This window comes from Azorhizobium sp. AG788 (assembly GCF_943371865.1).
In the GTDB taxonomy this organism is placed as follows: Bacteria; Pseudomonadota; Alphaproteobacteria; order Rhizobiales; family Xanthobacteraceae; genus Azorhizobium.
The window spans coordinates 61,699-84,363 of sequence record NZ_CALRWL010000012.1 but is presented as its reverse complement, the minus strand read 5'-3'; the positions used below and the strand labels follow the sequence as shown (position 1 = coordinate 84,363).

Annotated in this window: 25 protein-coding genes; 16 read left to right on the top strand and 9 right to left on the bottom strand. The window is 64.1% G+C overall.

The features are described 5' to 3' along the window. Positions 1 to 111: 111 nt before the first annotated feature. Positions 112 to 1,731: a peptide chain release factor 3 gene (locus AAG816_RS09680; protein ID WP_341989398.1), complete on the bottom strand. Its 1,620-nt coding sequence runs from the start codon at positions 1,729 to 1,731 to the stop codon at positions 112 to 114. 702 nt (positions 1,732 to 2,433) lie between these two features. Here AAG816_RS09680 and AAG816_RS09675 point away from each other — a divergent pair. Then, positions 2,434 to 3,201 carry a hypothetical protein gene (locus tag AAG816_RS09675; protein WP_341989397.1) on the top strand — a complete coding sequence of 256 codons (768 nt, stop codon included), beginning with the start codon at positions 2,434 to 2,436 and terminating at the stop codon, positions 3,199 to 3,201. Positions 3,202 to 3,205: 4 nt separating this feature from the next. Continuing rightward, positions 3,206 to 4,822, top strand: a complete 1,617-nt coding sequence (locus AAG816_RS09670) for a hypothetical protein (protein ID WP_341989396.1) — start codon at positions 3,206 to 3,208, stop codon at positions 4,820 to 4,822. 134 nt (positions 4,823 to 4,956) lie between these two features. Here the strand turns inward: AAG816_RS09670 and AAG816_RS09665 are convergent, their stop codons facing one another. Beyond that, a complete protein-coding gene (locus AAG816_RS09665) occupies positions 4,957 to 5,247 on the bottom strand; it encodes an FAD-linked oxidase C-terminal domain-containing protein (protein ID WP_341989395.1) in 291 nt (96 codons plus the stop codon). Between the two features lie 189 nt (positions 5,248 to 5,436). Here AAG816_RS09665 and AAG816_RS09660 point away from each other — a divergent pair, with 189 nt between their 5' ends. From AAG816_RS09660 to AAG816_RS09650, 3 genes are all read left to right on the top strand, one after another. Continuing rightward, positions 5,437 to 6,540, top strand: coding sequence for a choloylglycine hydrolase family protein (locus tag AAG816_RS09660; protein WP_341989394.1), 1,104 nt, complete (start codon positions 5,437 to 5,439; stop codon positions 6,538 to 6,540). Between the two features lie 161 nt (positions 6,541 to 6,701). Next, positions 6,702 to 7,115: a hypothetical protein gene (locus AAG816_RS09655; protein WP_341989393.1), complete on the top strand. Its 414-nt coding sequence runs from the start codon at positions 6,702 to 6,704 to the stop codon at positions 7,113 to 7,115. A 63-nt stretch (positions 7,116 to 7,178) separates the two neighbouring features. Then, the gene (locus AAG816_RS09650; RefSeq protein WP_341989392.1) at positions 7,179 to 7,544 is read left to right on the top strand and encodes a hypothetical protein; all 366 of its coding nucleotides are present in this window, start codon (positions 7,179 to 7,181) and stop codon (positions 7,542 to 7,544) included. A gap of 78 nt (positions 7,545 to 7,622) precedes the next feature. On the opposite strand, the gene AAG816_RS09645 is transcribed toward AAG816_RS09650, so the two are convergent. Beyond that, positions 7,623 to 7,862 carry a DUF2188 domain-containing protein gene (locus AAG816_RS09645; protein WP_341989391.1) on the bottom strand — a complete coding sequence of 80 codons (240 nt, stop codon included), beginning with the start codon at positions 7,860 to 7,862 and terminating at the stop codon, positions 7,623 to 7,625. Positions 7,863 to 8,272: 410 nt separating this feature from the next. Here AAG816_RS09645 and AAG816_RS09640 point away from each other — a divergent pair, with 410 nt between their 5' ends. The 5 genes from AAG816_RS09640 to AAG816_RS09620 all read left to right on the top strand — a co-directional run bounded on the left by AAG816_RS09640 (position 8,273) and on the right by AAG816_RS09620 (position 11,131). Next, positions 8,273 to 8,479, top strand: a complete 207-nt coding sequence (locus AAG816_RS09640) for a hypothetical protein (protein ID WP_341989390.1) — start codon at positions 8,273 to 8,275, stop codon at positions 8,477 to 8,479. Positions 8,480 to 9,492: 1,013 nt separating this feature from the next. Continuing rightward, entirely contained in the window at positions 9,493 to 9,858 is a 366-nt protein-coding gene (locus tag AAG816_RS09635) for a hypothetical protein (protein ID WP_341989389.1), read from the top strand. Positions 9,859 to 9,912: 54 nt separating this feature from the next. Further along, positions 9,913 to 10,278, top strand: coding sequence for a hypothetical protein (locus AAG816_RS09630; RefSeq protein WP_341989388.1), 366 nt, complete (start codon positions 9,913 to 9,915; stop codon positions 10,276 to 10,278). A 65-nt stretch (positions 10,279 to 10,343) separates the two neighbouring features. Next, the gene (locus AAG816_RS09625) at positions 10,344 to 10,712 is read left to right on the top strand and encodes a hypothetical protein (protein WP_341989387.1); all 369 of its coding nucleotides are present in this window, start codon (positions 10,344 to 10,346) and stop codon (positions 10,710 to 10,712) included. A 53-nt stretch (positions 10,713 to 10,765) separates the two neighbouring features. Beyond that, complete coding sequence (locus AAG816_RS09620) at positions 10,766 to 11,131, top strand: hypothetical protein (protein WP_341989386.1); 366 nt, start codon at positions 10,766 to 10,768, stop codon at positions 11,129 to 11,131. A gap of 124 nt (positions 11,132 to 11,255) precedes the next feature. Here AAG816_RS09620 and fdxA read toward each other — a convergent pair whose 3' ends face one another. The 3 genes from fdxA to AAG816_RS09605 all read right to left on the bottom strand — a co-directional run bounded on the left by fdxA (position 11,256) and on the right by AAG816_RS09605 (position 15,348). Beyond that, positions 11,256 to 11,591: a ferredoxin FdxA gene (fdxA, locus tag AAG816_RS09615; protein WP_341989385.1), complete on the bottom strand. Its 336-nt coding sequence runs from the start codon at positions 11,589 to 11,591 to the stop codon at positions 11,256 to 11,258. Between the two features lie 73 nt (positions 11,592 to 11,664). Then, the gene (locus tag AAG816_RS09610) at positions 11,665 to 11,949 is read right to left on the bottom strand and encodes a S4 domain-containing protein (RefSeq protein WP_341989384.1); all 285 of its coding nucleotides are present in this window, start codon (positions 11,947 to 11,949) and stop codon (positions 11,665 to 11,667) included. Between the two features lie 12 nt (positions 11,950 to 11,961). Further along, positions 11,962 to 15,348, bottom strand: a complete 3,387-nt coding sequence (locus tag AAG816_RS09605) for a helicase-related protein (RefSeq protein WP_341989383.1) — start codon at positions 15,346 to 15,348, stop codon at positions 11,962 to 11,964. A 382-nt stretch (positions 15,349 to 15,730) separates the two neighbouring features. On the opposite strand from AAG816_RS09605, the gene AAG816_RS09600 reads away from it, so the two are divergent. From AAG816_RS09600 to metW, 3 genes are all read left to right on the top strand, one after another. Then, positions 15,731 to 16,060 (top strand): hypothetical protein, encoded by a 330-nt coding sequence (locus AAG816_RS09600; protein ID WP_341989382.1) that lies wholly within the window; start codon positions 15,731 to 15,733, stop codon positions 16,058 to 16,060. Positions 16,061 to 16,180: 120 nt separating this feature from the next. Continuing rightward, positions 16,181 to 17,383: a homoserine O-acetyltransferase gene (locus tag AAG816_RS09595; RefSeq protein WP_341989381.1), complete on the top strand. Its 1,203-nt coding sequence runs from the start codon at positions 16,181 to 16,183 to the stop codon at positions 17,381 to 17,383. A 4-nt stretch (positions 17,384 to 17,387) separates the two neighbouring features. After that, entirely contained in the window at positions 17,388 to 18,059 is a 672-nt protein-coding gene (gene metW / locus AAG816_RS09590; protein WP_341989380.1) for a methionine biosynthesis protein MetW, read from the top strand. A gap of 17 nt (positions 18,060 to 18,076) precedes the next feature. On the opposite strand, the gene AAG816_RS09585 is transcribed toward metW, so the two are convergent. Next, positions 18,077 to 18,805 (bottom strand): class I SAM-dependent methyltransferase, encoded by a 729-nt coding sequence (locus tag AAG816_RS09585; protein ID WP_341989379.1) that lies wholly within the window; start codon positions 18,803 to 18,805, stop codon positions 18,077 to 18,079. Positions 18,806 to 18,984: 179 nt separating this feature from the next. Here AAG816_RS09585 and gloB point away from each other — a divergent pair, with 179 nt between their 5' ends. From gloB to AAG816_RS09570, 3 genes are all read left to right on the top strand, one after another. Then, positions 18,985 to 19,758 (top strand): hydroxyacylglutathione hydrolase, encoded by a 774-nt coding sequence (gene gloB, locus AAG816_RS09580; RefSeq protein WP_341989378.1) that lies wholly within the window; start codon positions 18,985 to 18,987, stop codon positions 19,756 to 19,758. A 153-nt stretch (positions 19,759 to 19,911) separates the two neighbouring features. Beyond that, positions 19,912 to 20,355: a cupin domain-containing protein gene (locus tag AAG816_RS09575; RefSeq protein ID WP_341989377.1), complete on the top strand. Its 444-nt coding sequence runs from the start codon at positions 19,912 to 19,914 to the stop codon at positions 20,353 to 20,355. 143 nt (positions 20,356 to 20,498) lie between these two features. Next, on the top strand, positions 20,499 to 20,780 hold the full coding sequence (locus tag AAG816_RS09570) for a hypothetical protein (RefSeq protein WP_341989376.1): 282 nt from the start codon (positions 20,499 to 20,501) through the stop codon (positions 20,778 to 20,780). Between the two features lie 12 nt (positions 20,781 to 20,792). Here the strand turns inward: AAG816_RS09570 and AAG816_RS09565 are convergent, their stop codons facing one another. Together AAG816_RS09565 and AAG816_RS09560 are read right to left on the bottom strand one after the other, a co-directional pair. Beyond that, a complete protein-coding gene (locus AAG816_RS09565) occupies positions 20,793 to 21,077 on the bottom strand; it encodes a hypothetical protein (RefSeq protein ID WP_341989375.1) in 285 nt (94 codons plus the stop codon). A 69-nt stretch (positions 21,078 to 21,146) separates the two neighbouring features. Further along, positions 21,147 to 22,532 carry an MFS transporter gene (locus tag AAG816_RS09560; RefSeq protein ID WP_341989374.1) on the bottom strand — a complete coding sequence of 462 codons (1,386 nt, stop codon included), beginning with the start codon at positions 22,530 to 22,532 and terminating at the stop codon, positions 21,147 to 21,149. Between the last annotated feature and the right edge of the window lie 133 nt (positions 22,533 to 22,665).

Sequence of the window (22,665 nt, the reverse complement as noted above, 5' to 3'; positions counted from 1 at the left end):
GCATGGCCCGCCGCCCTGCGGCGCAAACCTGCCCAACCCCTTGCAATTCCGCTCTCCCCGCCGCGCCGGACGCCCGGGGGAACGCGAACATCTTTGTCGTCGCAGACGCGATTACCCGCGTTCCTTCACCGCCACGAATTTCAACTTGGGCCATTCGTCGATGGCGCGGTCCAGCACCCATTGGCTGCGGGCCAGGAACACCAGCTGGTCGTCGCGATCCTGGGCGATGGAGGAGCGCGACGTCTCGCTGAAGCGCTCCACCTCCGCCCGCTCGCCGATGATCCAGCGGGCGGTGACGAAGGACACGCCCTCATAGCGGATCGGCACGCCATATTCCTTCTCCAGCCGCGAGGACAGCACGTCCAGCTGCAGCGTCCCCACCACGCCGACGATGGGGGAGGGGTCGGTGATCGGGCGCAGCACCTGCACCACCCCTTCCTCGGCCATGTCGTGCAGGGCTTTCGCCAGCTGCTTGCTCTTCATCGGGTCGGCCAGCAGCACCCGGCGCAGGATTTCCGGGGCGAAGTCCGGAATGCCCTCGAAGCGGATGGTCTCGCCTTCAGAGAGCGTGTCGCCCACCCGCAGCATGCCGTGGTTGGGAATGCCGATGATGTCGCCGGCCACCGCCTCGTCCACCGTCTCGCGCTCCTGGGCGAAGAAGAAGATCGGGTTGGCGATGGCCATGTGGCGCTTTTCGCGGGCGTTGAACAGCTTCATGCCGCGCTTGAACACCCCCGAGCACAGCCGCACGAAGGCGACCCGGTCGCGGTGGTTGGGGTCCATATTGGCCTGGACCTTGAACACGAAGCCGGAGACATTGGTCTCCTCCGGCTCGACGATCCGGCCATTGGCGCTGCGGGACAAAGGGCTGGGGCCGAAGGTGCCGAGGCCCGCCAGCAGTTCGGCGACGCCGGCTTCCTTGATGGCGCTGCCGAAGAACACCGGCGACAGATGCCCCTCGCGAAAGCTCTCCAGCTCGAACGGCGGCAGCACGCCCAGCGCCAGGGAGAGGCTTTCCACCGCCTCCTCGACGATGCGCTCGGGCACGCCCTCCAGCTCCAGCCCTAAGAGGTCGATGGGGTCCTCGAACTTGACCTCATGCAGCAGCGGCCCGCCACGCTCAGTGGCGAAGAAGGCGCGCTTATTGGGCACGTCGATGATGCCGCGGAAGTCGGTGCCCATGCCCACCGGCCAGGTGAAGGGCGTGAGATCCAGCGCCAGGGTAGCGGCGATGTCGTCCATCAGGCCCAGCGGATCGAGGCTTTCCCGGTCCACCTTGTTGATGAAGGTGAAGATGGGAATGTCGCGCAGGCGGCAGACTTCGAACAGCTTGCGGGTCTGGCTTTCGATGCCCTTGGCGGCATCGATGACCATCACCGCCGCGTCCACCGCCGAGAGGGTGCGGTAGGTATCTTCGGAGAAGTCCGAATGGCCCGGCGTGTCCAACAGGTTGAACACGATGCCGTCGCGCTCGAAGGTCATGACCGACGAGGTGACGGAGATGCCGCGCTGTTGCTCGATCTCCATCCAGTCGGACCGTGTGCGGCGGCGCTCGCCGCGGGCGCGCACTTGGCCTGCCTGGCGGATGGCGCCGGAGGCGAGCAGCAGCTTTTCCGTCAGCGTGGTCTTGCCCGCGTCGGGATGGGAGATGATGGCGAAGGTCCGGCGACGCTTGAAATCAGGAGCGTTCGCGCCGGCCTCGGCCGGGATGGGTGCGGTCGGGTCGAGCATGCCGGGGGTTATAGGGGGAAATGGGGCAAAGGGGGAGAGGGGGGGCGGAATGCAGGCTGGATCAGGGCGAGTTTGAATTGGTGAGATGAATGCCGCCTCCACGGCTCCTGCGGCCGCCGCCTGCACGAGCCCAGCGTATTCTCGTTCTGGCGCTTGGTATTAACCGTGCCCTTTATGACGTTTAGGAGCTCGCCGACTTCAGCGGGTGAGAGCAGGTCATCGCGGGCTGTGATGTCCGCGATGCAGCGCGCACGTTGCGCCTTTGCATCGGCAACAGAGCGCTCGTAGCACGCCGCGGGATGTTCGAGCCGTGGGTCCACGCCGATGTCTGCGGACTATTCGGGCCACTTGGGATCAAGCATTCCGCGCAGTTCGAGGGCTCCTTCTAACTGCTGCGGCATCTTTGGCATGGAGCGTGCCACGGTTCAAAGCGTCTTTAAAGCCCTCCCGAAGGCCGGGCAGCGCTTCACATCAAGAGCGTTCGCACAGGCCCCTGCCGGCAGTTTTGCAATTACTGTATAGAGAGGGGCGCGATGCATGTGTTTAATAGCTTGCATAGGAAGCCACCAAAAAACGATTGGTTTGAATTTGAGCAACGCCGTCAGTTGATATGATGAGATACATGTGCAAAATGTCCTCCATCGATGCGTTCCGTTATGCTGTGAGTAAACCGTGGAACTCTGGTAGGCGCGAGATATTCCGATGACGTTAGCAGATTTGATCGTCGCGACAAACGAATATACGCCATTTATTGGAGTATTTCATAGCACAAATAATAGCGCCTTTGCAAATATAATTTCATGCCGCGAGCTTAGGTCAAGAATTGATAGAAACGGGGTTGTCTTTGTGTTTTATGGAAAGCCGTCGTATACATTGAAGAATGGCGGGGCAGTGATAAACGAGGTTTCGTTCGCATTCGGACAAGAGTCAATATTGAACTATGTCAGAGCGATTCCATTTGATAGTGGTGGGCTGGCGTCTGGTAAGTATTCAAAATTTTTTTCTACAGAATCATATGAAGATAAGTTGGATGAAACGATCAGTTACTTTTCCATTCCGAGCGGAAGATTTGACATAGGTCGGTTTATAGCGACATTTTTTGGAACAAATGAAAACTATATTATGGGGCGTTTCTGCGCGTGGTCAGCTGAAATGAAGGGGCAAAGTCTATTAACGTCCTGGGCTGCACTCGTTAACGCTTCATCTGAGTTAAACCATTTTGATCCCCCGGCCACAACGATTGAGATAACAATAAATTCGCCGATAAAGATATCTAAATCAAATGTGAATAGAGTCATACTCCCGTTCGGATATCTTGATAGGCCGGAGGTTTTGGATTTTATTAAGAATACCGGCATTAAATTTGATACTTATGAAGATGAAGTTCTGGTTGATAAGTCAACACTATGGAATGCCTTGAACGAAATCGCTCGAGGCATTAAATTTGAAGAAGCCGGCGAAGTGGAATAAGGACATGATTTCAGGAGCGCTTGGAAACTTAGATTATTCCGAACTGCCCGTTGTTGGCTATCTTCTTGATGGCCGCCTGACCGGTTTTAAAACACCGATTGTTCAGAATGGCCGGGAGCCGGCGATACAAGATGCCGATCAAAACGGCATCGTCCGCGGATTTATTGCATGCGAGAAAGATGATATCGATCGTATATATAAGCCCAACTATCCGATCGGGCGAAAGAGCGTTGTTGGAAAAGAGCTTATATTTGTATTCAAAACTATTGATGAAACTTATTATGAGCCTAGATCAAGATTAGTATCCCGTCTTTTGTCGGCGTCCCGTGACCCTGAAAACGTGTCGGCAACAGACGCTATAAATATTATGATATTTTCAAGGATGCCATTATCTCGGATAGACGCAGCAATAGATCAGTTTTCAAATGATCTTAAGCAAAAAGGTCTGGTCAATTCGACTGAGTGGTCAAAGAAATTTAAGGAAAGAGTCAGGGGTAAGTTAAATTTTAAAGAAAATAATAACGCATATAATGCGCCGAATAATTTCGTAAGTGAAAAATTTTCAATGGAGGAACTTGAAGTCGCGGCTCAAGATGAAATTGATGGATTGGAAGACAGCTCTTATAGAGAGCGTGTGCAGAAGAGGCTTGTCGCATATTACTCCATAAAAGCTGCTATCGCATCCGCAAATACGGAAAAAAAGGATCAGGGATATCGAGATTTATTCGCGATGTCTGCTACTATAGATAGTTTTAAATTAAATACATTGTCATTTCTAATTAATTTTAATTTTATGCTTGCGATTTGGAGTAATTTTATTAGGTGGAATAGCAGGGTTTATGGTCGTAAAGTCAAATGCACGATTCCGTATGAAGCGATATCGCGCGTGGCGCGACTTGACGCCGGTGAGCGCCTGGCAAAAATTGTTGATTTTATGTCAGAATTTCGACCATTTATTCTACAAGATAAGAAAGACCGGCATCTACCGCCTGGATTAATGCTTGGTGTGACGATTAAGGCAAAAAACGGCGAGGGGGGACTGCTTGTTGACTCAGGAAGATTTCTTTTAGAGCTTCCAGAAAATCTCGTTTCTGTGCGCATGCATCATAATAAGCTACCTCTTGGCGAGAAAATATTGGCATCTACGATACGAAATAATAAAAGTTCGTCACGAGGCGTAGAATTTCTATCGTCTGTATTTGAAATAGTATTCCCGACAAAGTCCGATACAGAAAATCCTCTCAAAATAACGCTGGGGGCGAGTAACAGCTGGGCCGTCATTCAAACTAGTGACGCGAAGGTCTCTAGAATGCTCAGCGGTGGAGGTGTTTACATAGATCAATTTAAAGATCTGTGTGGCTTACGCAGAATAACTGTGATCGAAAAGACGGATGAGTATGATCGCGCAGTGAGGGCGTTCTGTAGAGCGTGTTGGCGTGAGCTTGACGTCGAAGGAATTGAAGGTGGTTATCTATTAAGTTTGACCTCCAGGCGAGAGGCTGGAATGTTCGATGAGCGTAAATTCCGAACTTTTACATCCATGTGGAAAAAGATCTTCCCAGCGATAAAAATGACTTTTCGCACCAAAAATTTCGATGAAGAATCGTGGATATATTGTTGAGCTGTGGCGAGTGAGTCTATGTCTATTTTATTTCGCGTCAAAATTCCTTACCTCGTTACATCGGTGTACGTTTCTAGTCCCTTTTGGCCGTAATTCTAATGATCCCGCTGCATGTGCCCGCTGATCGTCCCCCCTCACCGCACCACCTTCCCCGGGTTCATGATCCCCTTCGGGTCCAGCGCCGCCTTCACCGCCCGCATCACAGCACACTTCGCCGGGGCGCCGGAGCAGTCCAGCAGGTCCAGCGTCACGACGCCGATGCCGGATGCGGCGCCGAACGAGCCGCTCCGCGTCACCGCCAGATCGGAGAGGCGCGGCGAGACCTCGCGCGCGAGCCAGGATGTATCGCCCGCCGGCGCCGCGCCCTCCGGTGCCACCCCGTTGACGTGCCCGTTGCCGTCGCTCCCATGGCCGCAGAGGGACAACCGCCCGCCCCGTGCGTCGCCACCAGAGCGGCGGCGTCGGCGATGAAGGCCGGCAGGCGGGGGTGGGCACCGAGGCGTCAGAAGCCGCCCTTGGGGCCGGCGGATGCGGCCCGATTTCCGCCCTTGCGCGGCGGGCGCGGGAGGCGTTTGGTGACGCCGGGTGGACCTCAAGGACAAAAGGATCAAGCCATGAAGCGCTCTCTCGCTGCGACCCTGTCGCTGGTGGCGATGATGAATTCCGCGCTCGCCTGCACCGCCGTGGATATCATCGCCGCGGACAAGACCGTGATCGCCGGCCGCACCATGGAGTGGGCCTTCGACATGAAGTGGACCCTGGTGAGCCGGCCCAAGGGCACCGAGCTGACCCTCGCCGCCCCCAAGGCGCTCAATCTGCCGACCATCACCGCCAAGACCAAATATGCGGTGGTGGGGGTGAGCGCCAACATCATCCCCGGCGGCACCATTCTGGAAGGCCAGAATTCCGCCGGCCTCGGCATGAGCGGCAATTTCCTGCCCGGCTTCACCCAGTATCAGACCGTCACCGCGACCGATAAGAACTATGTGGAGCTGCTCACCTTCGGCGCCTGGGCGCTGGGCAATTTCGCCACCGTGGCCGAGCTGCGCGAGGCGCTGAAGGTGACCAAGGTGTGGAGCGATCCCTCCATCCCCACCGGCCCGACGCCGCCGGAAATCCACTTCGTCTTCAATGACCGCTCCGGTGCCGGCATCGTGGTGGAATATGTGAACGGCGAGGTGCAGATCTCCGACAATGTGGCCCATGTGCTGACCAATGCGCCCACCTATGACTGGCACCTCACCAATCTGCGCAATTATCTCAACCTCTCCACCATCGGCGTGTCCAGCCGCGAGGTCGGCACGTCCAACGTCACGGCCATCGGCCAGGGCGGCGGCTTTGTCGGCATGCCGGGCGACTACACCCCGCCGTCCCGCTTCGTCCGCGCCAGCGCCTTGCGCCATGTGGTGCCCGCGCCGAAGACCGGCGGCGAGGCGTTCGAGACCGTCGCCCATGTGCTGAACAATGTGGACATTCCCATTGGCGCCGCCCAGTCCAAGCTGCCCGACGGCTCGCTGGTGTCCGATTACACCCAGTGGGTGAGCCTGAAGGACCTGACCCACAACACGCTGAAGATCGCCGATTACTCTCACCGGCTGAACTATCTCACCATCGATCTCAATGCCCTGTTCGCCCAGGACAAGCCCAGCGAGAAGCTGATCTCGGACCTGCCCTATCCGAACCCGGGCGTGGCGGGCGCGGACGTGCTCAAGCCGTGAGCTGACGGGGGCGCGGCGGCGCCGCGCCCCCGAAACACCGCGATTGCCGCGTCTGACTGGGCATGGGGCCGGCACGACCGGCGCGGGAGGTGCGTATGGCTGAGCGGAACGATGCAGTGAGCCGAGCGGAACCGGCGCCCGGTGCAAGGGGGCGGCGCCTCTTGCCGGGCTTGCGCCGGCATGGGCTGCGGCTCTCCGTGACGGGTGCGCTGCTCCTGGGCGGGATCGCGCCGGCCTTCGCGCTGCTGGCGCCGAAATATTACGAGCAGGCCCGCCGCCAGGCCCCCAATGTGGTGGTGCTCGCGGTGGAGACGGTCACCGAGCCGCCGGCGGGCTATGGCGCCTGCGCCGTGGCCGGGACGGTGCGCAAGGTGGAGCGGGGCCGCCTCTACAAGCCCGGGGCCGCCGTGACCATCGCCGTCCCCTGCCGCAAGCCGGGCGTTCAGCCACCCCTGGGCGGAACGATTTATGCCGACCCGGCGGCCCTGCGCGCCGCGCCCTTTGGCCGGGCCTATCTGGACGCCAAGGGCGAACTGCTGCTGTCGCAATATGAGGCGCTGGCGAAGGCGCCTTAGGGGAGCGCCGCTCCAGCCGGGGGCGCCTTGGCGCTGGGTCGCACGGGGAGAGGGAGGACCGGCATGACGACGCGCAAGACGATCCGCCCGATCAACTCGATGGTGTTCATTCACGATGCCACGCAGTTTGATGTTCCGGACCTTGAAGCCGACAAGCCCGTGACCTCGACGGCCACGTGCGTTCAAATGCTCACCTACCCGGAATGCGACGGGCGGACCGATGTCACCTTCGGCCCGCTGACCGGAGCGGAGCCGTCATTTCCGCTCTACCACAACGCCCTGCTGGAGACGCCCAGCCGCACGGTGGTGATGTCCACCGTGGATGAGCAGCTTCTGTTTTCAGTGCCGGTGCCCGATCCCATGACGCGCGTGCGCATCTGGCTCAATCGGCCGTTCAATCCCGATGAGGTGGTGGTCGGGCTTGGGTGACACGGGCGGCCCCTGCACCGCTGTCGGGCCGTGCCGGGAGCCCTCATTGCCCCCGGCGCACATGCTGAGGCCGTGTGCTCAGTCCTTCACCACCGGGATCGGGCGGTCATTGCCGGCGGCGGTTTCTTCGTGCCACTGGCCGTCCTTGTCCTCATAGGAAATGACTTCCGCCTCGCCGGGAACCCGCTGCTCCTTGGCGGCGCGCTCGGCGGCCTTGTGGGCGGCGGCGTGGCTGGGGAAGGGCTCGGAAAACACGCCATTGGCCTTGTAGGCCCAGCCGCCGTCGTGCTCGACGATTTCATAGGTGATGGTCGACATAACTACTCCTGGCGCTGAAAGGCGGCGCGGCCGCTCTCGACCGGGATCATACCCCAATCCCGGCGTCACCGCGCCAACGGCCGGGAGGGGGCGCAGGTTCCGGAGCGGCGAATCCGAAAGGATTGAAGCTCCGACGAAAGCGGACCTATCGTCGCCAGGGTCTTCGACGGGTGCGGGGGTGGGTCTGGTGGATCCCGGCGTGTCTGACGCCCAGGGCACCTTGTTGCGATGGAGCAAGGAGGCGTGAGATGTTCGTTCAAGTCCGGATCGCGCCGTCAAACTCCCTGATCTTCATTTCCGATTCCGCCGATTTTTGGCCAACATATAATGTGGATGCGACACCCATCGTGGCCAATGACTAATGTATCTCCGTTGTTTGCCTGATGTGGCAAGACGGGGAAACCGAGGTCATGATGGCGCTGGTCGCGGACTTTCGCGCGCGCACCGCGGCGCCGGACTTCGATGGGGTCATCGATGCGCCCAGCGGCACGGTCATGGTTTCGACGGTGGAGCACGACGTGATCCTGACGCACGCCGTTGCGACCCCGCGCACCCGCGTGCGCATCTGGCTCAACCGGCCGCAGGAGCCGGACGATGTCGTGATCGCCCTGGGATAAAGGCGAGATCTGCTTACGGTCAGCGGCCGGACGAAAAGCGCGGCCGCCTCCGGTCAGACGCCGCGTTCTCCCACCCCGCAAACCCGCTTGGCGCACGGCCCGAACCGTGCGCTCTCAGTCGTGCTCGCCGAGCTTGGTGAAACCTAGGCCTTCGCCCGCATGACCAATCAGCATTGAGGCAGAGCGGCTTCGGCATCGCTCCGAACGCGCCTGCCCATCTGATGGTGCGCGCTTGCCAAGAGGATAATTTTCCTATTATCCTAAAATAGGAAAATGATCTTGAGGGTGTGATGATTGGCCAGTCAGAGAGGACAGACATTCTGGCGATGCGCTGGAGCATTGATGCCCTTCGCGTAGAGGTGCGCATGCTTCAATTGCGGCTTGCGTTGCGGCGCTATGATCCCAGCCAGCCGCGCATGCCCGCGGGCACGGGAGAGGGTGGGCAGTGGACCCGGGCACCGGCTTCTGGCGTGCGCGTGGCGCAGAATACGCCGCGGGATCCGCGCACGGGGCGGCCCGTTGGGGCGCTTTGGCCGACGGCGTCGCAGGCACAATTGACTCGTCTGGCCATCGCAGAAGCCAGGGCAAGGGCAGCCCTCGACCAGATGGAGCGTGTTGAGCCGAAATGGCGTCCCACGCCGAGTGCCTACGAGACTGTCGAAGGCGCCATCGCGGCCGCGGAGGCAACGCGGATGGAGGCGGAGGCGAGGTTTCTACATCTCCAAACTTACGGAATTATACCAGGACGTTATGCTGCGGCATCAATCCCCTCGCGGGGAGACACACGAAGCTTTCGCCTCAAAGAGCGGCTCGCTGTAAAGCACATTGGAGAAGAATATGGGTTCATACTTGCGGATCTAAGGTGCCTGGGACCCATTCAGGCTTCTTCGTTCTCGATCATCAAGAGCCTATCTCACGGCAGTCACCGACTGGCCCACGGCGGCTTTCTCCACACTGTGTAACATGCAGTAAGCGTCAGGGCGGCTGGCTAACACAAAATGGAGGAGAGTAGCATGACACAATACCGACGCATCGCGCCGCCCAATTCCCTGCTCTTCATTGCCGGCACTCATAAGCTGCAGCCTCCAGCTGGTCTTGAGTTTCAGACCATTGCGGCGGACGCGCGCTGTATCTCGGTTGCTTGCCTGATGTGGCAGGATGGCGAAACGATGGTGCGGCTTGGAAACGCTCTGGATCTGAAACTGGAGGAGGCTCCCGCGTTCGACGGGATGCTCGAAACACCGAACCAAATCGTTCGGGTCTCCACCGTGGAGCGCAAGATTATCCTGGAGCAGAAGGTTTCGGAGATGCGCACGCGGGTGCGGCTGTGGATCAATAGCCCGAGTGAGCCGGACGAGGTGGTCATCGGTTTGGGGTGAGGCGCCGCCGATGCCATAGGGTGATCGAAGATGCCCCGGATGTGGAGCGAAGAGATGGCCCTGACCTGCCGCAAAGGTCCCCCGAACGGCCTGATCTTCATCTCTGATCTCAGTGATCCGCCAGGCCCCCCGTTCGAGCCGAACGTCACGATATTTGCCACGGCCCAGAGTATCGCGGTTATTTGCATGATCTGGGTCGATGGCGAGACGGAGATCATTCTGGGATCGACATCAGACGTCGGCAAGGCGGCGGCGCCGGACTTCGATCATGCCCTAGAGACACCCAATCTAGGCGTCCTGGTCTCGACTGTGGAAGGGGAACGCCTTTTAGAGGCACCCGTCCCAGAGCGCCTGACGCGCGTGCGCATATGGCTCAATCGCCCGTGGCAGCCTGACGAGGTGGTAATCGGTCTTGGTTGAAACACAATGGCACTCCCTTCGTACCTCCAGATCCCTTTGGCCAAGAGCGAACAAGGAGAGGTGAAATGACCGTTCAGATCCGCGTCGCGCCGTCGAACTCCCTGATTTTCATCTCCGATACCGCCGATTTTTGGCCAACATATAACGTGGATGCGACACCCATCGTGGCCAATGACAAATGTATCTCCGTTGTTTGTCTGATGTGGCAGGACGGGGAAACGGATGTCACGCTGGGGCTTGCCGACGCGTTGGGCGCGCAAACCCCAACTCCCGATTTCGATGGGTCTATAGAGACCCCCAGCCGTAAGGTCATGGTCTCGACGGTCGAGCATGACGTTCTTCTGGAGCACGAGGTTCCGGAGACGCGGACGCGTGTGCGGATCTGGCTCAACCGACCGCAGGAGCCCGACGAGGTGCTGATCGGACTGGGGTAGAGACGGCTCTCTTTCTTCTCATCCGCACAGGTGGCAGACGACAGGAGCGTAACATGTCTCTCATTCGCCGCTTGTCGCCAATGAATTCGCTGATTCTTATTTCGGATAGCGTGGGAAAAACGCCGCCTAATTTCGTTATTGGCGAGCCAATTTCTGCGTCAGAGGAGAGTGTCGCTATTTCCGTGTTGATGTGTTTTGACGGGGAAACTCAGGTCACCTTCGGGCTCGCTTCCGAAGCCGCGCGCGACGGCCGGCCAGATTTTGATGGCCATCTCAATACACCCACCCATGAGGTGGTCGTTTGGACCGTGGAATGGGAAAAGATTTTCGTGCAACGCGTCGCCGGCGCTCGGACGCGGATCCGCATCTGGCTCAATCGCCGCCAGGAGCCGGACGATATCGTGATCACCGTGGGGTGAGCGGAACCGGTTGAGCAGAACCCTGGCGGCGGCGTCGCTCCTGGCACGCGTGCCGCCGCCGTCCGGCGTCGCGCGTCCTTGCCCGCAGACCCTCGCGCGCGGGCCTTGAGGCCGCGCGCCGCGATCAGTCGCCCTGGCCGGGCGCGGGGGAGAACAGCTCTTCCTTGCCGGGCTTGCCGTCCCATTCCTTGGCGTCCGCCGGGGCGTCGCGCTTCAGGGTGATGTTGGGCCACTCGCTGGCATATTGGGTGTTGAGCGTCAGCCATTTCTCAAGGCCCGGCTCGGTGTCCGGCTTGATCGCCTCCGCCGGGCATTCCGGCTCGCAGACGCCACAGTCGATGCATTCGTCGGGATGGATGACGAGCATGTTCTCGCCCTCGTAGAAGCAGTCCACGGGGCACACGGAGACGCAATCCATATATTTGCAGCGGATGCAGTTCTCGGTGACGACATAGGTCATGGAAGATCCCTTTCGCGCGCCGGACTAGCCTAGCTGCCCTGTGGGCGCAAGCGGTGCCGGAGGCTATCGCGCGTTATTTACCGGTTTCGTGTGTGATATCGTCCAAAAGCTCGATCACAGACGTAGCATCTCCCCGCCGTTCGGAAAAGCCACGCACCCGCACCACGCGCACGCCGCCGGTGAGGGCGATGGTCACCACCTGGCCCCGGCGGACCGGCTGGGCGGCGGCGGTGACCCGCTGGCCGTCCAGACGGACATGCCCCGCCCGGAGCAGGTCGGCGGCAGCGGAGCGGGTGCGAACGATGCGCGCATGAAACAGCCAACGATCCAATCGTTGGCGATCATCGCCGTCCGCCACCGCCCCGCAGGCTCACTTGCCCTTCTTCTCCGCCTCAAGCCGCGCTTTGAGAGCGGCCAAGGCGGCGAAGGGGCTGTCGGGATCCGCCTGCTTGTCGCGGCGGCGCTCCGGCTGGGCCGGCGCCCGATCGGGACCGCGCTCGGGGCGCGGGCCGCGATTGGCGTCGCCCTCCCGCGGCGGGCCGCGGAACGGACGGTCGTTGCGCGGCGGGCGCTGATCGTTGCGGTGATCTTGGCGCTCGCCCTGATGCTCTCCGGCCGCGCGGGGCGGACGGTCGGCATTGCGCGGCGGACGCTCGCCCTGGGGCGCGCCTTCCGTGCGACCACGCGGCGCACCCTGGCCTTCGCCGGGGGTGAAGCGGCGCTGGGCCGGGCGGGCGTCGCGACGCTCGCCACGGGGCTCGCCCTCGCGGCCACGGCCTTCACGGGCCTGGCCCTGGGGCCGCTCGCGGCGCGGCGCGCCGGGCGGACGGCCCGGACGCCACACTTCGATCAGCACTTCCTCCACCGGGGCATCGCTGGCGACGACTTCCGCGGGGGCGGTGTCGCCTTCCGCCGGGGCAGCCTCGGCGCCCACTTCCGCCGCGCTCTCGGCGGCGGTGGGGTCGGCCTGTTCCGCGGTCGCGTCTTCCGCCGCAGCGGCCTCGGCAACCTCTTCCAGGGGCGCGTCAGGGGCATCGGCCGCATCCGCATCCGCCTGAGCCTCGACAGCCTCTTCCGGCGCTGCGTCGGCTGCGGGCGCGGTGTCTGCACCCGCGTCATCCGCCGCAGCGGGCTCATCCGGCGCGTCCGCGGCCGGCGCTTCGCTCAGTTCGAACAGCAAATCGGCTTCGATGGCGCCTTCCGGGGCCGGGGCGAGGGCCATGGGATCGGCACTGGCTTCCACCGGGGCGACCACTTCCGACACCGGGGCGATCTCCGCCTCCGGCGGCGGCGGCGGGCGGCGCTCCATGCGATAGCCCAGCGATTTGAGGATCGAGGCGAAATCCTCACCCGAACAGCCGGCCAGGGAGGTCATGCCGACAGTCACGGTAAAGCCGCGCCCGTCCACGGCGCCGGCCGGCTTGGGGCCGGGAGAGGCGGGGCGCCAGGCCAAGGCCGGGCGAATGAGGTCCGCGAGGCGCTCCAGAATGTCCACGCGCACCGCCCGCTCGCCGCACACGCGGAAGCCGACGGCCCGGTAGAGGCCCTTCTGGATCTCGTGATCCACGGGAATGGAGGTGCGGCCCGAGGAGGCCAGATGGGGCAGTTCGTCCAGGCCCTTCTGCTGCAGGCCGCCATGCTTGAGCGCATAGAGTTCCGCCGCCAGGGTGCGGGGCGCCGGCTTCAAGAGGCCGGGCAGATAGATGTGATGGGCTCCGAACCGCACCCCATAGCCGCGCAGGGTGGCGCGGGAGGCCTGGTCGAGGGTCTTCATCTCCTCGGCCACCTTGGTGCGCTCCAGCACGCCGAGGGACTCGAGGATCTGGAAGGCGATGCCACGGCCGATGCCGGTGATGTCTTCCGCCTCACCCAGCTTCAGCAGCGGGCCGAGCAATTTGTCGATGTGCGCCTTCAGCCACAAGGCGAGGCGGGCTTCCACCTGGTCGCGGGCGGGGCCGGTCAGATGCTCATCGGCGATGATCTTGAAGCGGGGCTTCAGCACCTCGTCGCCGGGGATCAGCTTGGCCACGGCCTCGCCGGTCCAGCGGATGGTGCCGTCCGAGGTGAGGACGAACGCCTCGTCCACCGCCTGGGAGAGGCGGTTGGCGCGGGTTTCGATCTCTCCGGCCAGTGCCTTCTGGGCAGCGGCGCGCAGGGCCTTGGCTTCTTCCCCACCGGCGGTGGGGTCTGGGGCGAACTGGAATCCCTGGAGGTGGCCGATCACATGGCCTTCCACGGTAACGTCGCCGGTCTTGCTGATTTCAGTCTCGAGCATTGTGTTCTCTCGCAGGCGTCGCATGAGCATGCTGGTCCGCCGGTCCACGAAACGTTGTGCCAATCGCTCGTGAAGCGCATCGGACAGCTTGTCTTCGACCCCTCTTGTGACGCCTTGCCAGTGCTCCGGGTCCCTTAGCCAGTCAGGCCGGTTGGCTACGAAGGTGAGTGTGCGCACCTGCGCGATCCGGCTCGACAGCGTGTCGATGTCTCCTTCCGCGCGATCGGTCAAGGCGATTTGACGTGCGAACCACTCGTCGGGGATGCGACCTCCGGTCCCGACATGGTGAAAAAGCGTGGAAACCAGCTCCGCATGGGCGCCCGGAGACACTTTGCGATAGTCGGGGACCTGGCACGTATCCCACAACCTTTCCACCACCGCCGGGCTGGTCACCCGGGCCGCGACATCGGCGTCGCGGCTCATGATCTCCAGCACTTGCACATCATCGGCGGTGGGCGCGCGGGCCAGGCCCTGCTCCCGCGGCGGCAAGGCGAGGCTGTCGATCAGGGTCTTGACGGAGCGGAAATCGGGCACGGCGTTGCGCCATTGCAACACCTGCGCCGGATCGAAGACATGGCTTTCCAGCCGCTCCACTAATTCCTGGTCGAACGGCGGGCAGCGGCCCGTGGTGCCGAAGGTGCCGTCGCGGGTGGCGCGGCCGGCCCGGCCGGCGATCTGCGACATTTCCGACGGATTGAGGCGGCGGAACTGCCAGCCGTCGAACTTCCGGTCGGAGGCGAACGCCACATGGTCCACATCGAGATTGAGGCCCATGCCGATGGCGTCGGTGGCCACCAGATAGTCCACCTCGCCGCTCTGGAACAGGTCCACCTGGGCGTTGCGGGTGCGCGGGGAGAGCGAGCCCATCACCACCGCCGCGCCGCCGCGCTGGCGGCGGATGAATTCGGCGATGGCGTACACTTCCTCGGCGGAGAAGGCGACGATGGCCGAGCGCCGGGGCAGGCGGCTGATCTTCTTTTCGCCGGCAAACATCAGGGTGGAGAGGCGCGGCCGCTCCACCAGATTGACGCCGGGCAGCAGCTTCTGGATCAAGGGCCGCATGGTGGCCGAGCCCAGCAGCATGGTCTCGAACCGGCCCCGCCGATTCAGCAGGCGGTTGGTGAAGACGTGGCCGCGGTCGAGATCGGTGGCGATCTGGATCTCGTCGATGGCGACGAAGGCCACATCCAGCTCGCGGGGCATGGCCTCCACGGTGGCGACCCAGTAGCGCGGGTTCTTCGGCTTGATCTTCTCTTCGCCGGTGACGAGCGCCACCTGGTCGGCGCCGACCCGGGCCACCACCTTCTGATAGACCTCCCGCGCCAGCAGGCGCAGCGGCAGGCCGATCAGCCCGCTCTCGTGGCCCAGCATGCGCTCGATGGCCAGATGGGTCTTGCCGGTATTGGTGGGGCCGAGCACGGCCGTGACCCCGCGCGCCCGGATGGACGGCGGCAGGACGGCAAGCTTGGAGACATCATCCATACGGGCGTGGGATCCGGCGGGAGGGTAAGCGCGCTCTGTACCATATCGGCACGGGAAGGCGACATCGCCAGTCCAGCGCGGAACATGGGCGGAACAAAGGTGGCGCGAATCGGCGAAATGCCGCCGTCCCGCTTCTGTTCCGCGCGGCGCCGGCGCGCGCCACCGCGTTGGCCACCGCGTTGGCCGCCACGTGTCCCGTTTCTGTCCCGCACCTGGCCCGCTTCAGGCCAATTCGGCGCCGCCGAGGGGAACGGGAGGGGAACATACGGGGCGCGAATCGCGTCGGCGCTCCGATGGGGCTTCGTTGGCGGGAACTGCCGGCGCGGCACTTTGGTTCTCCCGGTGCGGCCCCGACCTTGCGGCGGCCGGACGGGAGGGTGTCATGCGGTCATCTTCGAGTGCCATCACGGGTCTGGCCGGCGCGGTGTTGGTCCTGGCGGCGCTGTCCTCGCCCGCGGGGGCAGCGGCCTCCGGCGCGGCGCCCACATCCGGGGGCGTGGTGGAGACCAGCCCGGTCGGTGCGCCGGTGCGCACCTATTCCAACGGCGCCCGCGTTCCGGTGCCGCAGCCGGGTCAGGCGGGATCGACCACGGCGGTGGACCCTGCGCCCACCGGCTCGGTGGATCCGGCCATGCGGCGGGTTCCGGATCCGCACACGGCCCGCAACCCATTGGGTTGCCCACAGATCGATCCGCTCTGCCAGGGCCGGTGAGGCCGGCGACGGCGGTTGGCCCAGGCCGTTCCACGGCACCCGTTAGCCAATCCCACCGCTGTGGAAACGACGGTTCTTGACAGAAAGAGGCACCCGTCGCTTGTTGAAGCGATGGGAAGCTTGGTCGATACGAAGGCGGAATGCCTCACCCCCGAGGACGTCAAGGCACGGCGCGAGGCCGACGAACCGCATTCGCCGGTGGTGCGCTTCGGCGATGACCGGCCGCTGCGGCTGGACGCGGGCGTGGACCTGCGCGGCCTGCAGATCGCCTATCAGACCTATGGCGAACTGAATGCGGCCCGCTCCAACGCCATCCTGGTCTGCCACGCCCTGACGGGCGATCAGCACGCCGCCAATCTCAATCCCGTGACCGGCAAGCCGGGCTGGTGGGAGACCCTGGTGGGGCCGGGCAAGCCCATCGATACCGAGCGCTTTTTCGTCATCTGCTCCAATGTGCTGGGCGGATGCATGGGCACCACCGGCCCGGCCTCCCTCCGCCCGGACACCGGGCGGGCCTATGGGCTGGAAATGCCGCTCGTCACCATTCGCGACATGGTGAACGCCCAGGCGATGCTGGTGGACCATCTGGGCATCGAGCGCTTGTTCTGCGTCGCCGGCGGCTCCATGGGCGGCATGCAGGTGCTGCAATGGGCGGCGAGCTATCCCGAGCGGATGTTTGCCGCTTTGCCCATTGCCACCGCCGCGCGCCATTCCGCCCAGAACATCGCCTTCCACGAAGTGGGGCGCCAGGCGGTGATGGCCGACCCCGAATGGCACGGCGGCGATTATCTGAACCACAAGCTGACGCCGCATCGCGGCTTGGCGGTGGCGCGGATGGCGGCGCACATCACCTACATGTCCGACCAGGCGCTGCATCGCAAATTCGGCCGCCGGCTGCAGAACCGCGCTTTGCCCACCTTCGGCTTTGATGCGGATTTCCAGGTGGAAAGCTATCTGCGGCACCAGGGCGAGAGCTTCGTCCAGCGCTTCGACGCCAATTCCTATCTCTATGTCACCCGCGCCATGGATTATTTCGATCTGGCCGAGGATTATGACGGCGTGCTCGCCAATGCCTTCCGCGGCAGCAAGACGCGCTTCTGTGTGGTGTCCTTCACCACCGACTGGCTGTTCCCCACCGAGGATTCCCGCGCCATCGTCCATGCCTTGAACGCCTCAGGCGCCAGCGTGTCGTTTGCCGAGATCGAGAGCGACAAGGGTCACGATGCCTTCCTTCTGGAAGAGCCGGAGCTGTTTGCCATCACCCGCGGCTTCCTGGACAGTGCCGCCCGCGCGGCCGGTCTTCCCCCGCTCCGGGCAGGCTAGGCGCATGCTGGATCGCGAACGCAAGCTTGATGAAAGCGCCGTGCGCTCCTCCGGGGGGCGCGTCGATCTGGTGGTGGTGGCGGAAATGGTGGCGCCGGGCTCGCGGGTGCTCGACGTGGGCGCGGGCGACGGCGAACTGCTGGATCTGCTGGCCACCACGCGCGGCTGCGATGCCCGTGGCATCGAGCTGTCCCGCGAGGGCGTCAATGCCGGCGTCGCCCGCGGCCTGGCGGTGATCCAGGGCGATGCGGATGTGGATCTCGCCCATTATCCCGACGATGCGTTCGATTACGTGATCCTGTCCCAGACCCTCCAGGCCACCCGCCGCCCGCGCTGGGTGATGGAGCAGATGCTGCGCATCGGCCGGCATGCGGTGGTGTCATTCCCGAACTTCGGCCACTGGCGCTCGCGGCTCGATCTGATGATCTACGGCCGCATGCCCATCACCGACAACATGCCCTACTCCTGGTACGACACCCCCAACATCCACTTCTGCACCATCCGCGATTTCGTGGCGCTGGTGGATGTGCTGGACGCCCGCATGGAACGGGCGGTGGCGCTGGATTCCGCCGGCCATCGGGTGCGGGTGAACATGCCCTGGTGGGTGTGGAACCTGCTGGGCGAGCAGGCGGTGTTCCTGTTGTCGCGCAAGGATGCCCCGGCGCCGCGCTCTTGAGACGGGACCGATAAGCCTCAGCCTGCCGGCAGCCCCGGCACCAAGGCCGGGTCCATCACTGGCGAGAGCTTGGCCTTCTTGATCATCACCGGCCGGTAGAGCTGCTTGGTGGCTTCCACCACATGGACGCCCGCGAACGGCAGCGACAGCCGCCCGCCCACCCGCTCCCACGGCACCGCGGTGCGCAGCAGCCATTTGCTGGAAATGGGCGGCACATAAAGCGCTTCGCCCCAGCCCACCGGCGTGAAGAGGGCTTCCCGCAGCAGGCGCACCACCTGGCCGCGGGAGAAGGGGCTGCCATTGCCGAACGGCGTGGTGTCGAGGCGCGCCCACACGCTGCTGCGGTTGGGCACGATGGCCAAAAGCCGTCCGCCGGGCGCCAGCACCCGCCACACTTCCCGCAGCACCTCGGCGGCGTTGGGGGTCATTTCCAGCAGATGCACCGCCACCACCCGGTCCATGGAGGAATTGGCCAGCGGCAATTCGGTTTCGTCCGCCAGCGCGGCCAGGGTCGGGGCGGTGGCGGGCCAGCGCACCACGCCCTGGGCCGCCGGCATGATGGCGATGCAGCGTTCCGCCTCCTCGCGGAACACGCCGAGATAAGGCGTGGCATAGCCGAGGCCGAGCACCGAGAGGCCGCGCACATCGTTGAAGCGGGCGCGCACCGCCCGGCCGAGCAGGCGGCGTGTCACCACGCCGAGCGGCTGGGCGTAGAAGCTGCGCAGGTCGACCACGTCCAGGAACATCCGCTTCTCCTCAGACGCCCTTATAGCAGACGTGGGGGAACGCGCTTCATGGCTTGCACTGCGCTCACACGGGCAGGCAAGCGGAGCGGTGCGACGCCGAAGGGTGGTGGCCTGGGGCCGCCGGCATGCTACTCAAGGGCACCTGGATTTTCCCGATCACCCCCGGGAGGAGGACATCCATGCCGGTCGATATCCGCGTTATTCCGTGCCTGAGCGACAATTACGCGGTGCTGATCCACGATCCGGTCACCGAGGCCACCTGCGTGGTGGATGTGCCGGATGCCACGCCGGTGCTGGAGGCCCTGGACCGGGAAGGCTGGGATCTCACCCACATCCTGGTGACGCACCATCACAGCGACCATGTGGATGGGGTTCTGGCCCTCAAGGCGCAGTTCGGCGCCACCGTGGTGGGGCCCAAGGCGGAAGCGGCGACCATTCCCGGCATTGACGTGACGGTGGTGGACGGCGACCCGGTGGGAGTGGGCTCCCTGATCGGCCGCGTCATGGAGACCCCCGGCCATACCGCCGGGCATGTGGTCTATCTGTTCGAGGACGAGCGGCTGCTGTTTTCCGGCGACACCTTGTTCGTGCTGGGCTGCGGGCGTCCCATGGAGTGCGACCCGCCGGTCCTGTGGCAGTCGCTGCTGCGGCTGCGGGCGCTGCCGGACGATCTGTCGCTCTATTGCGGCCATGAATATACCCTGGCCAACGGGCGCTTCGCCATCAGCGTCGATCCGGACAATGGCGCCCTGCGCGCCCGCTTTGCCGATGCGGAGGCGGCGCGCCGCGAGGGCAAGCCGACCATCCCCGCTTTGCTGGGGGACGAGCGGCTGACCAACCCCTTCCTGCGCGCCGACGATCCCGACATGGCCGAGCGGCTTGGACTGGCGGGCGCCGAGCCCGCCGCCGTCTTCACCGAATTGCGGGCGCGCAAGAACGTGTTCAAGGGCTGACGCCGCCGGTGCGCGAGCACCGCGCAAGCCTGGGTCTCTAGAGTATTTCCCCGTTTCTTTGAATCGGTGAAATGCTCTATCTATCTGTTTTATCGCGTTTTCTTTTCGCGAGCCGGGATCCCGTTCGCTCGAAAACGCTCTAGGGTCTGATCTATGACTGACATCTCCACCTTATCCGCCGCAGAGGTCATTGCTCTGCTCGATCTCCAGCCCCACCCGGAAGGCGGCCATTTCCGCGAGACCTTCCGCGACGTGGCGCTGGAAGGCACGCGGGCGGCCTCCACCGCCATCTATTTCCTGCTGGCGGCGGGCGAGCGCTCCCATTGGCATCGGGTGGACGCCAGCGAGACCTGGCATTTCTATGCGGGTGCCCCGCTGGCTTTGCACATGGCTGCCGAGGGCGAGCCGGCCCATACCGTGACCTTGGGCACGGACATCGCCGCCGGCCAGCAGCCGCAGGGCGTGGTGCCGCCCTTCGTCTGGCAGGCGGCGGAAAGCCAGGGCGCCTGGACCCTGGTGGGCTGCACGGTGGCGCCCGCCTTCCTGTTCTCCGGCTTCCAGATGGCCCCGGCCGATTGGACCCCGCCGGGCGCCTGACGGCCGGCATTTCCCTGAGGCCGGCGGCGCCCGCCCGCTCTGCCGACGTTGCAGACGACGGGGGCCTGTGCTCTCCTCTTGCAGCTCTCATCCGGCCTCGCGCGCCGGTCATGATGTGCGCGGGGTCCAGCAGGAGGATGGCCATGTCTCTTGCAGACATCCCCGCTGTAGACAGCCCCGTGCCCGCGCACGGCTTCGATGCTCCCGTGGCGCTGGTACTGGATTTTCTCCAATGGCTCGACGCCGAGCCCAGGACCTATGCCGAGGCCCTGGAGGCTTGGCGCACGTCCTGCCCCCGCCTCACCGTCTGGGAGGATGCCCTGGATGGCGGATATGCGGCGCGGCGGCTCGGCCCCGCGCACCAGCCCATGGTGGAATTGACCGATGCGGGGCGGGCTTTGCTGGAGGCGGCCCGCCGCCGCTAACGCGGGCGTTCGCTAACGGCCTTCGAAATGGCCGGGGGTGAACACCCACACGGTCAGGCCCTTGATCTCCCATGTGGGGCCGATCCAGCGCGGCGAAATCGGTTCCTCCGTCGCGGCGACGGGCTTGCGCGCGCCGGGTGCCGGCTTTGCCGGCGTCGATGGCTGCGACGCGGATTTCTGCACCGTGGCCTTCTCCGGCGCATCGGCCCGCACGGGACTGCCGGCGATGAGCGCGGCGGCCAGCACGGCGATGCCGGCCGCGAGGCGGATATCGAAACCCTTTGCCATGCGAACCATGGAGCCACCTCCGCCCACTGGGCGATTGGACCGGACGTTGCGTCAGGGTAAACCCGTTCGCGGTCGGCCTCAACGGGCGGGTTCGCGCACCCCGGCCAGGATCAGCCCGCCCAGGGCGAAAAACCCCAGGAGCACCGCCACCCCGGCCTTCTGGCTGGCGGCAAGGCCGGTGACCACCGCCACCAGGGTCGGCGCCGCGAACGAGGTCACCCGTCCCGAAAGCGCGAACAGGCCGAAATATTCCCCCAGATGCTCCGGTGGCGCCAGCCGGGCCAATATGGTCCGCGAGGCCGCCTGAAGCGGACCGGCCACCAGGCCGATGATCAGCCCCAGGCCGAGATAGATCTTCTCCGGCAGAGTGGCGAACAAGCCGTGCCCCGGCGCGGTGGGGATGAGGCCGAACAGCAGCCCGTCGCGGTCCACGCACAGGATGCCGAAGCTGGCCAAGAACAGCAGCACCAGCCCGCCCAGCACCACGCGCCGCCCGCCCAAGGCATCATCCAGCCAGCCGCCTGCCAGAGCGCCGGCGATGCCGGCGATGAGGATGAGGATGCCGAAGATGCCGATCTCCACCGAACCCCAGCCGAAGGTCCCGGCCGCATAGATGCCGCCCAGGGCGAACAGGCCGACCAGGCCATCGGCATAGATCATGTTGGCCAGGAGGAAGCGGGCGAGGTTCCGCTGGCCTTTCAGCCGGTGCAGCAGGGCGGCGGTCTCGCGCACGCCGCTGCGCACCGCCGCCCGCCACGGCAGTGCCCGCGGGCGATCCGGCACGAACAGGAACATGGGGATCACCAGCACCGCGAACCACAGCGCGCACAGCGGCCCGGAAATCCGGTCGCCTTCGCGCAGCGCCGCATCAAGGCCGAAGGCGGGCGGGCGACCCAGCAATGTCAGGCCGGTGGTGGGATTGGTGGAAAAGACCGCCAGCATGAGGCCGAGCGCAATCAGGCCGCCCACATAGCCGCAGGCCCAGCCGGTGCCCGACAGCCGGCCCAGCTTCTCCGGCGGCACCAGCCCCGGCATCATGGCATTGTTGAAGGTGATGGCGCATTCGGCCCCGACGGTCGCCAGGATGAAACTGGCCAGGATCAGCGGCACCCGGGCCTCATCGCCCGGCAGTGCGAACCACAGGCCGCCGCAGCCGATCACCAGAGCGGCGCCGAACACCGCCACCCAGGGCTTACGCCGCCCGGCGGCGTCGGCGATCGCCCCCAGCACCGGCGACGACAGGGCGATGATCAGCCCGGCGATGCCGGTGGCATAGCCCCACAATTCCTGGCCCAGCGCCGGTGTCGCCACCACCGCCGAGGCGAAATAGGGGGCGAAGATGAAGGTGGTGACGAGGGTGAAGAAGGGCTGGCAGGCCGGATCGAACAGCACCCAGCCGATCAGCGCCCGGCGGGGCGCGGAGCGGGTCGGGGAGAAGGTGGTGGGAAAGGACTGTCCAGGCATGGCGGGACAGTGGCATTGCGCGGTCGGCGACGGAAGCCGGGAAGCGCTGCCAGGGCGCCGGTCCCCAGCTTAGAGGCGGATGGTGTTTGGAAGCGGGGCGCCATGCCACCGACGATGGCGTGGCGCCCCTGTT

Excerpts from the sequence above, each read along its gene's own strand:
- AAG816_RS09680 (WP_341989398.1), bottom strand. The coding sequence starts at position 1,731 with ATGCTCGACCCGACCGCACCCATCCCGGCCGAGGCCGGCGCGAACGCT.
- AAG816_RS09675 (WP_341989397.1), top strand. The coding sequence starts at position 2,434 with ATGACGTTAGCAGATTTGATCGTCGCGACAAACGAATATACGCCATTT.
- AAG816_RS09670 (WP_341989396.1), top strand. The coding sequence starts at position 3,206 with ATGATTTCAGGAGCGCTTGGAAACTTAGATTATTCCGAACTGCCCGTT.
- AAG816_RS09660 (WP_341989394.1), top strand. The coding sequence starts at position 5,437 with ATGAAGCGCTCTCTCGCTGCGACCCTGTCGCTGGTGGCGATGATGAAT.
- AAG816_RS09650 (WP_341989392.1), top strand. The coding sequence starts at position 7,179 with ATGACGACGCGCAAGACGATCCGCCCGATCAACTCGATGGTGTTCATT.
- AAG816_RS09645 (WP_341989391.1), bottom strand. The coding sequence starts at position 7,862 with ATGTCGACCATCACCTATGAAATCGTCGAGCACGACGGCGGCTGGGCC.
- AAG816_RS09640 (WP_341989390.1), top strand. The coding sequence starts at position 8,273 with ATGATGGCGCTGGTCGCGGACTTTCGCGCGCGCACCGCGGCGCCGGAC.
- AAG816_RS09635 (WP_341989389.1), top strand. The coding sequence starts at position 9,493 with ATGACACAATACCGACGCATCGCGCCGCCCAATTCCCTGCTCTTCATT.
- AAG816_RS09630 (WP_341989388.1), top strand. The coding sequence starts at position 9,913 with ATGGCCCTGACCTGCCGCAAAGGTCCCCCGAACGGCCTGATCTTCATC.
- AAG816_RS09625 (WP_341989387.1), top strand. The coding sequence starts at position 10,344 with ATGACCGTTCAGATCCGCGTCGCGCCGTCGAACTCCCTGATTTTCATC.
- AAG816_RS09620 (WP_341989386.1), top strand. The coding sequence starts at position 10,766 with ATGTCTCTCATTCGCCGCTTGTCGCCAATGAATTCGCTGATTCTTATT.
- fdxA (WP_341989385.1), bottom strand. The coding sequence starts at position 11,591 with ATGACCTATGTCGTCACCGAGAACTGCATCCGCTGCAAATATATGGAT.
- AAG816_RS09605 (WP_341989383.1), bottom strand. The coding sequence starts at position 15,348 with ATGGATGATGTCTCCAAGCTTGCCGTCCTGCCGCCGTCCATCCGGGCG.
- AAG816_RS09600 (WP_341989382.1), top strand. The coding sequence starts at position 15,731 with ATGCGGTCATCTTCGAGTGCCATCACGGGTCTGGCCGGCGCGGTGTTG.
- metW (WP_341989380.1), top strand. The coding sequence starts at position 17,388 with ATGCTGGATCGCGAACGCAAGCTTGATGAAAGCGCCGTGCGCTCCTCC.
- AAG816_RS09585 (WP_341989379.1), bottom strand. The coding sequence starts at position 18,805 with ATGTTCCTGGACGTGGTCGACCTGCGCAGCTTCTACGCCCAGCCGCTC.
- gloB (WP_341989378.1), top strand. The coding sequence starts at position 18,985 with ATGCCGGTCGATATCCGCGTTATTCCGTGCCTGAGCGACAATTACGCG.
- AAG816_RS09575 (WP_341989377.1), top strand. The coding sequence starts at position 19,912 with ATGACTGACATCTCCACCTTATCCGCCGCAGAGGTCATTGCTCTGCTC.
- AAG816_RS09570 (WP_341989376.1), top strand. The coding sequence starts at position 20,499 with ATGTCTCTTGCAGACATCCCCGCTGTAGACAGCCCCGTGCCCGCGCAC.
- AAG816_RS09565 (WP_341989375.1), bottom strand. The coding sequence starts at position 21,077 with ATGGTTCGCATGGCAAAGGGTTTCGATATCCGCCTCGCGGCCGGCATC.
- AAG816_RS09560 (WP_341989374.1), bottom strand. The coding sequence starts at position 22,532 with ATGCCTGGACAGTCCTTTCCCACCACCTTCTCCCCGACCCGCTCCGCG.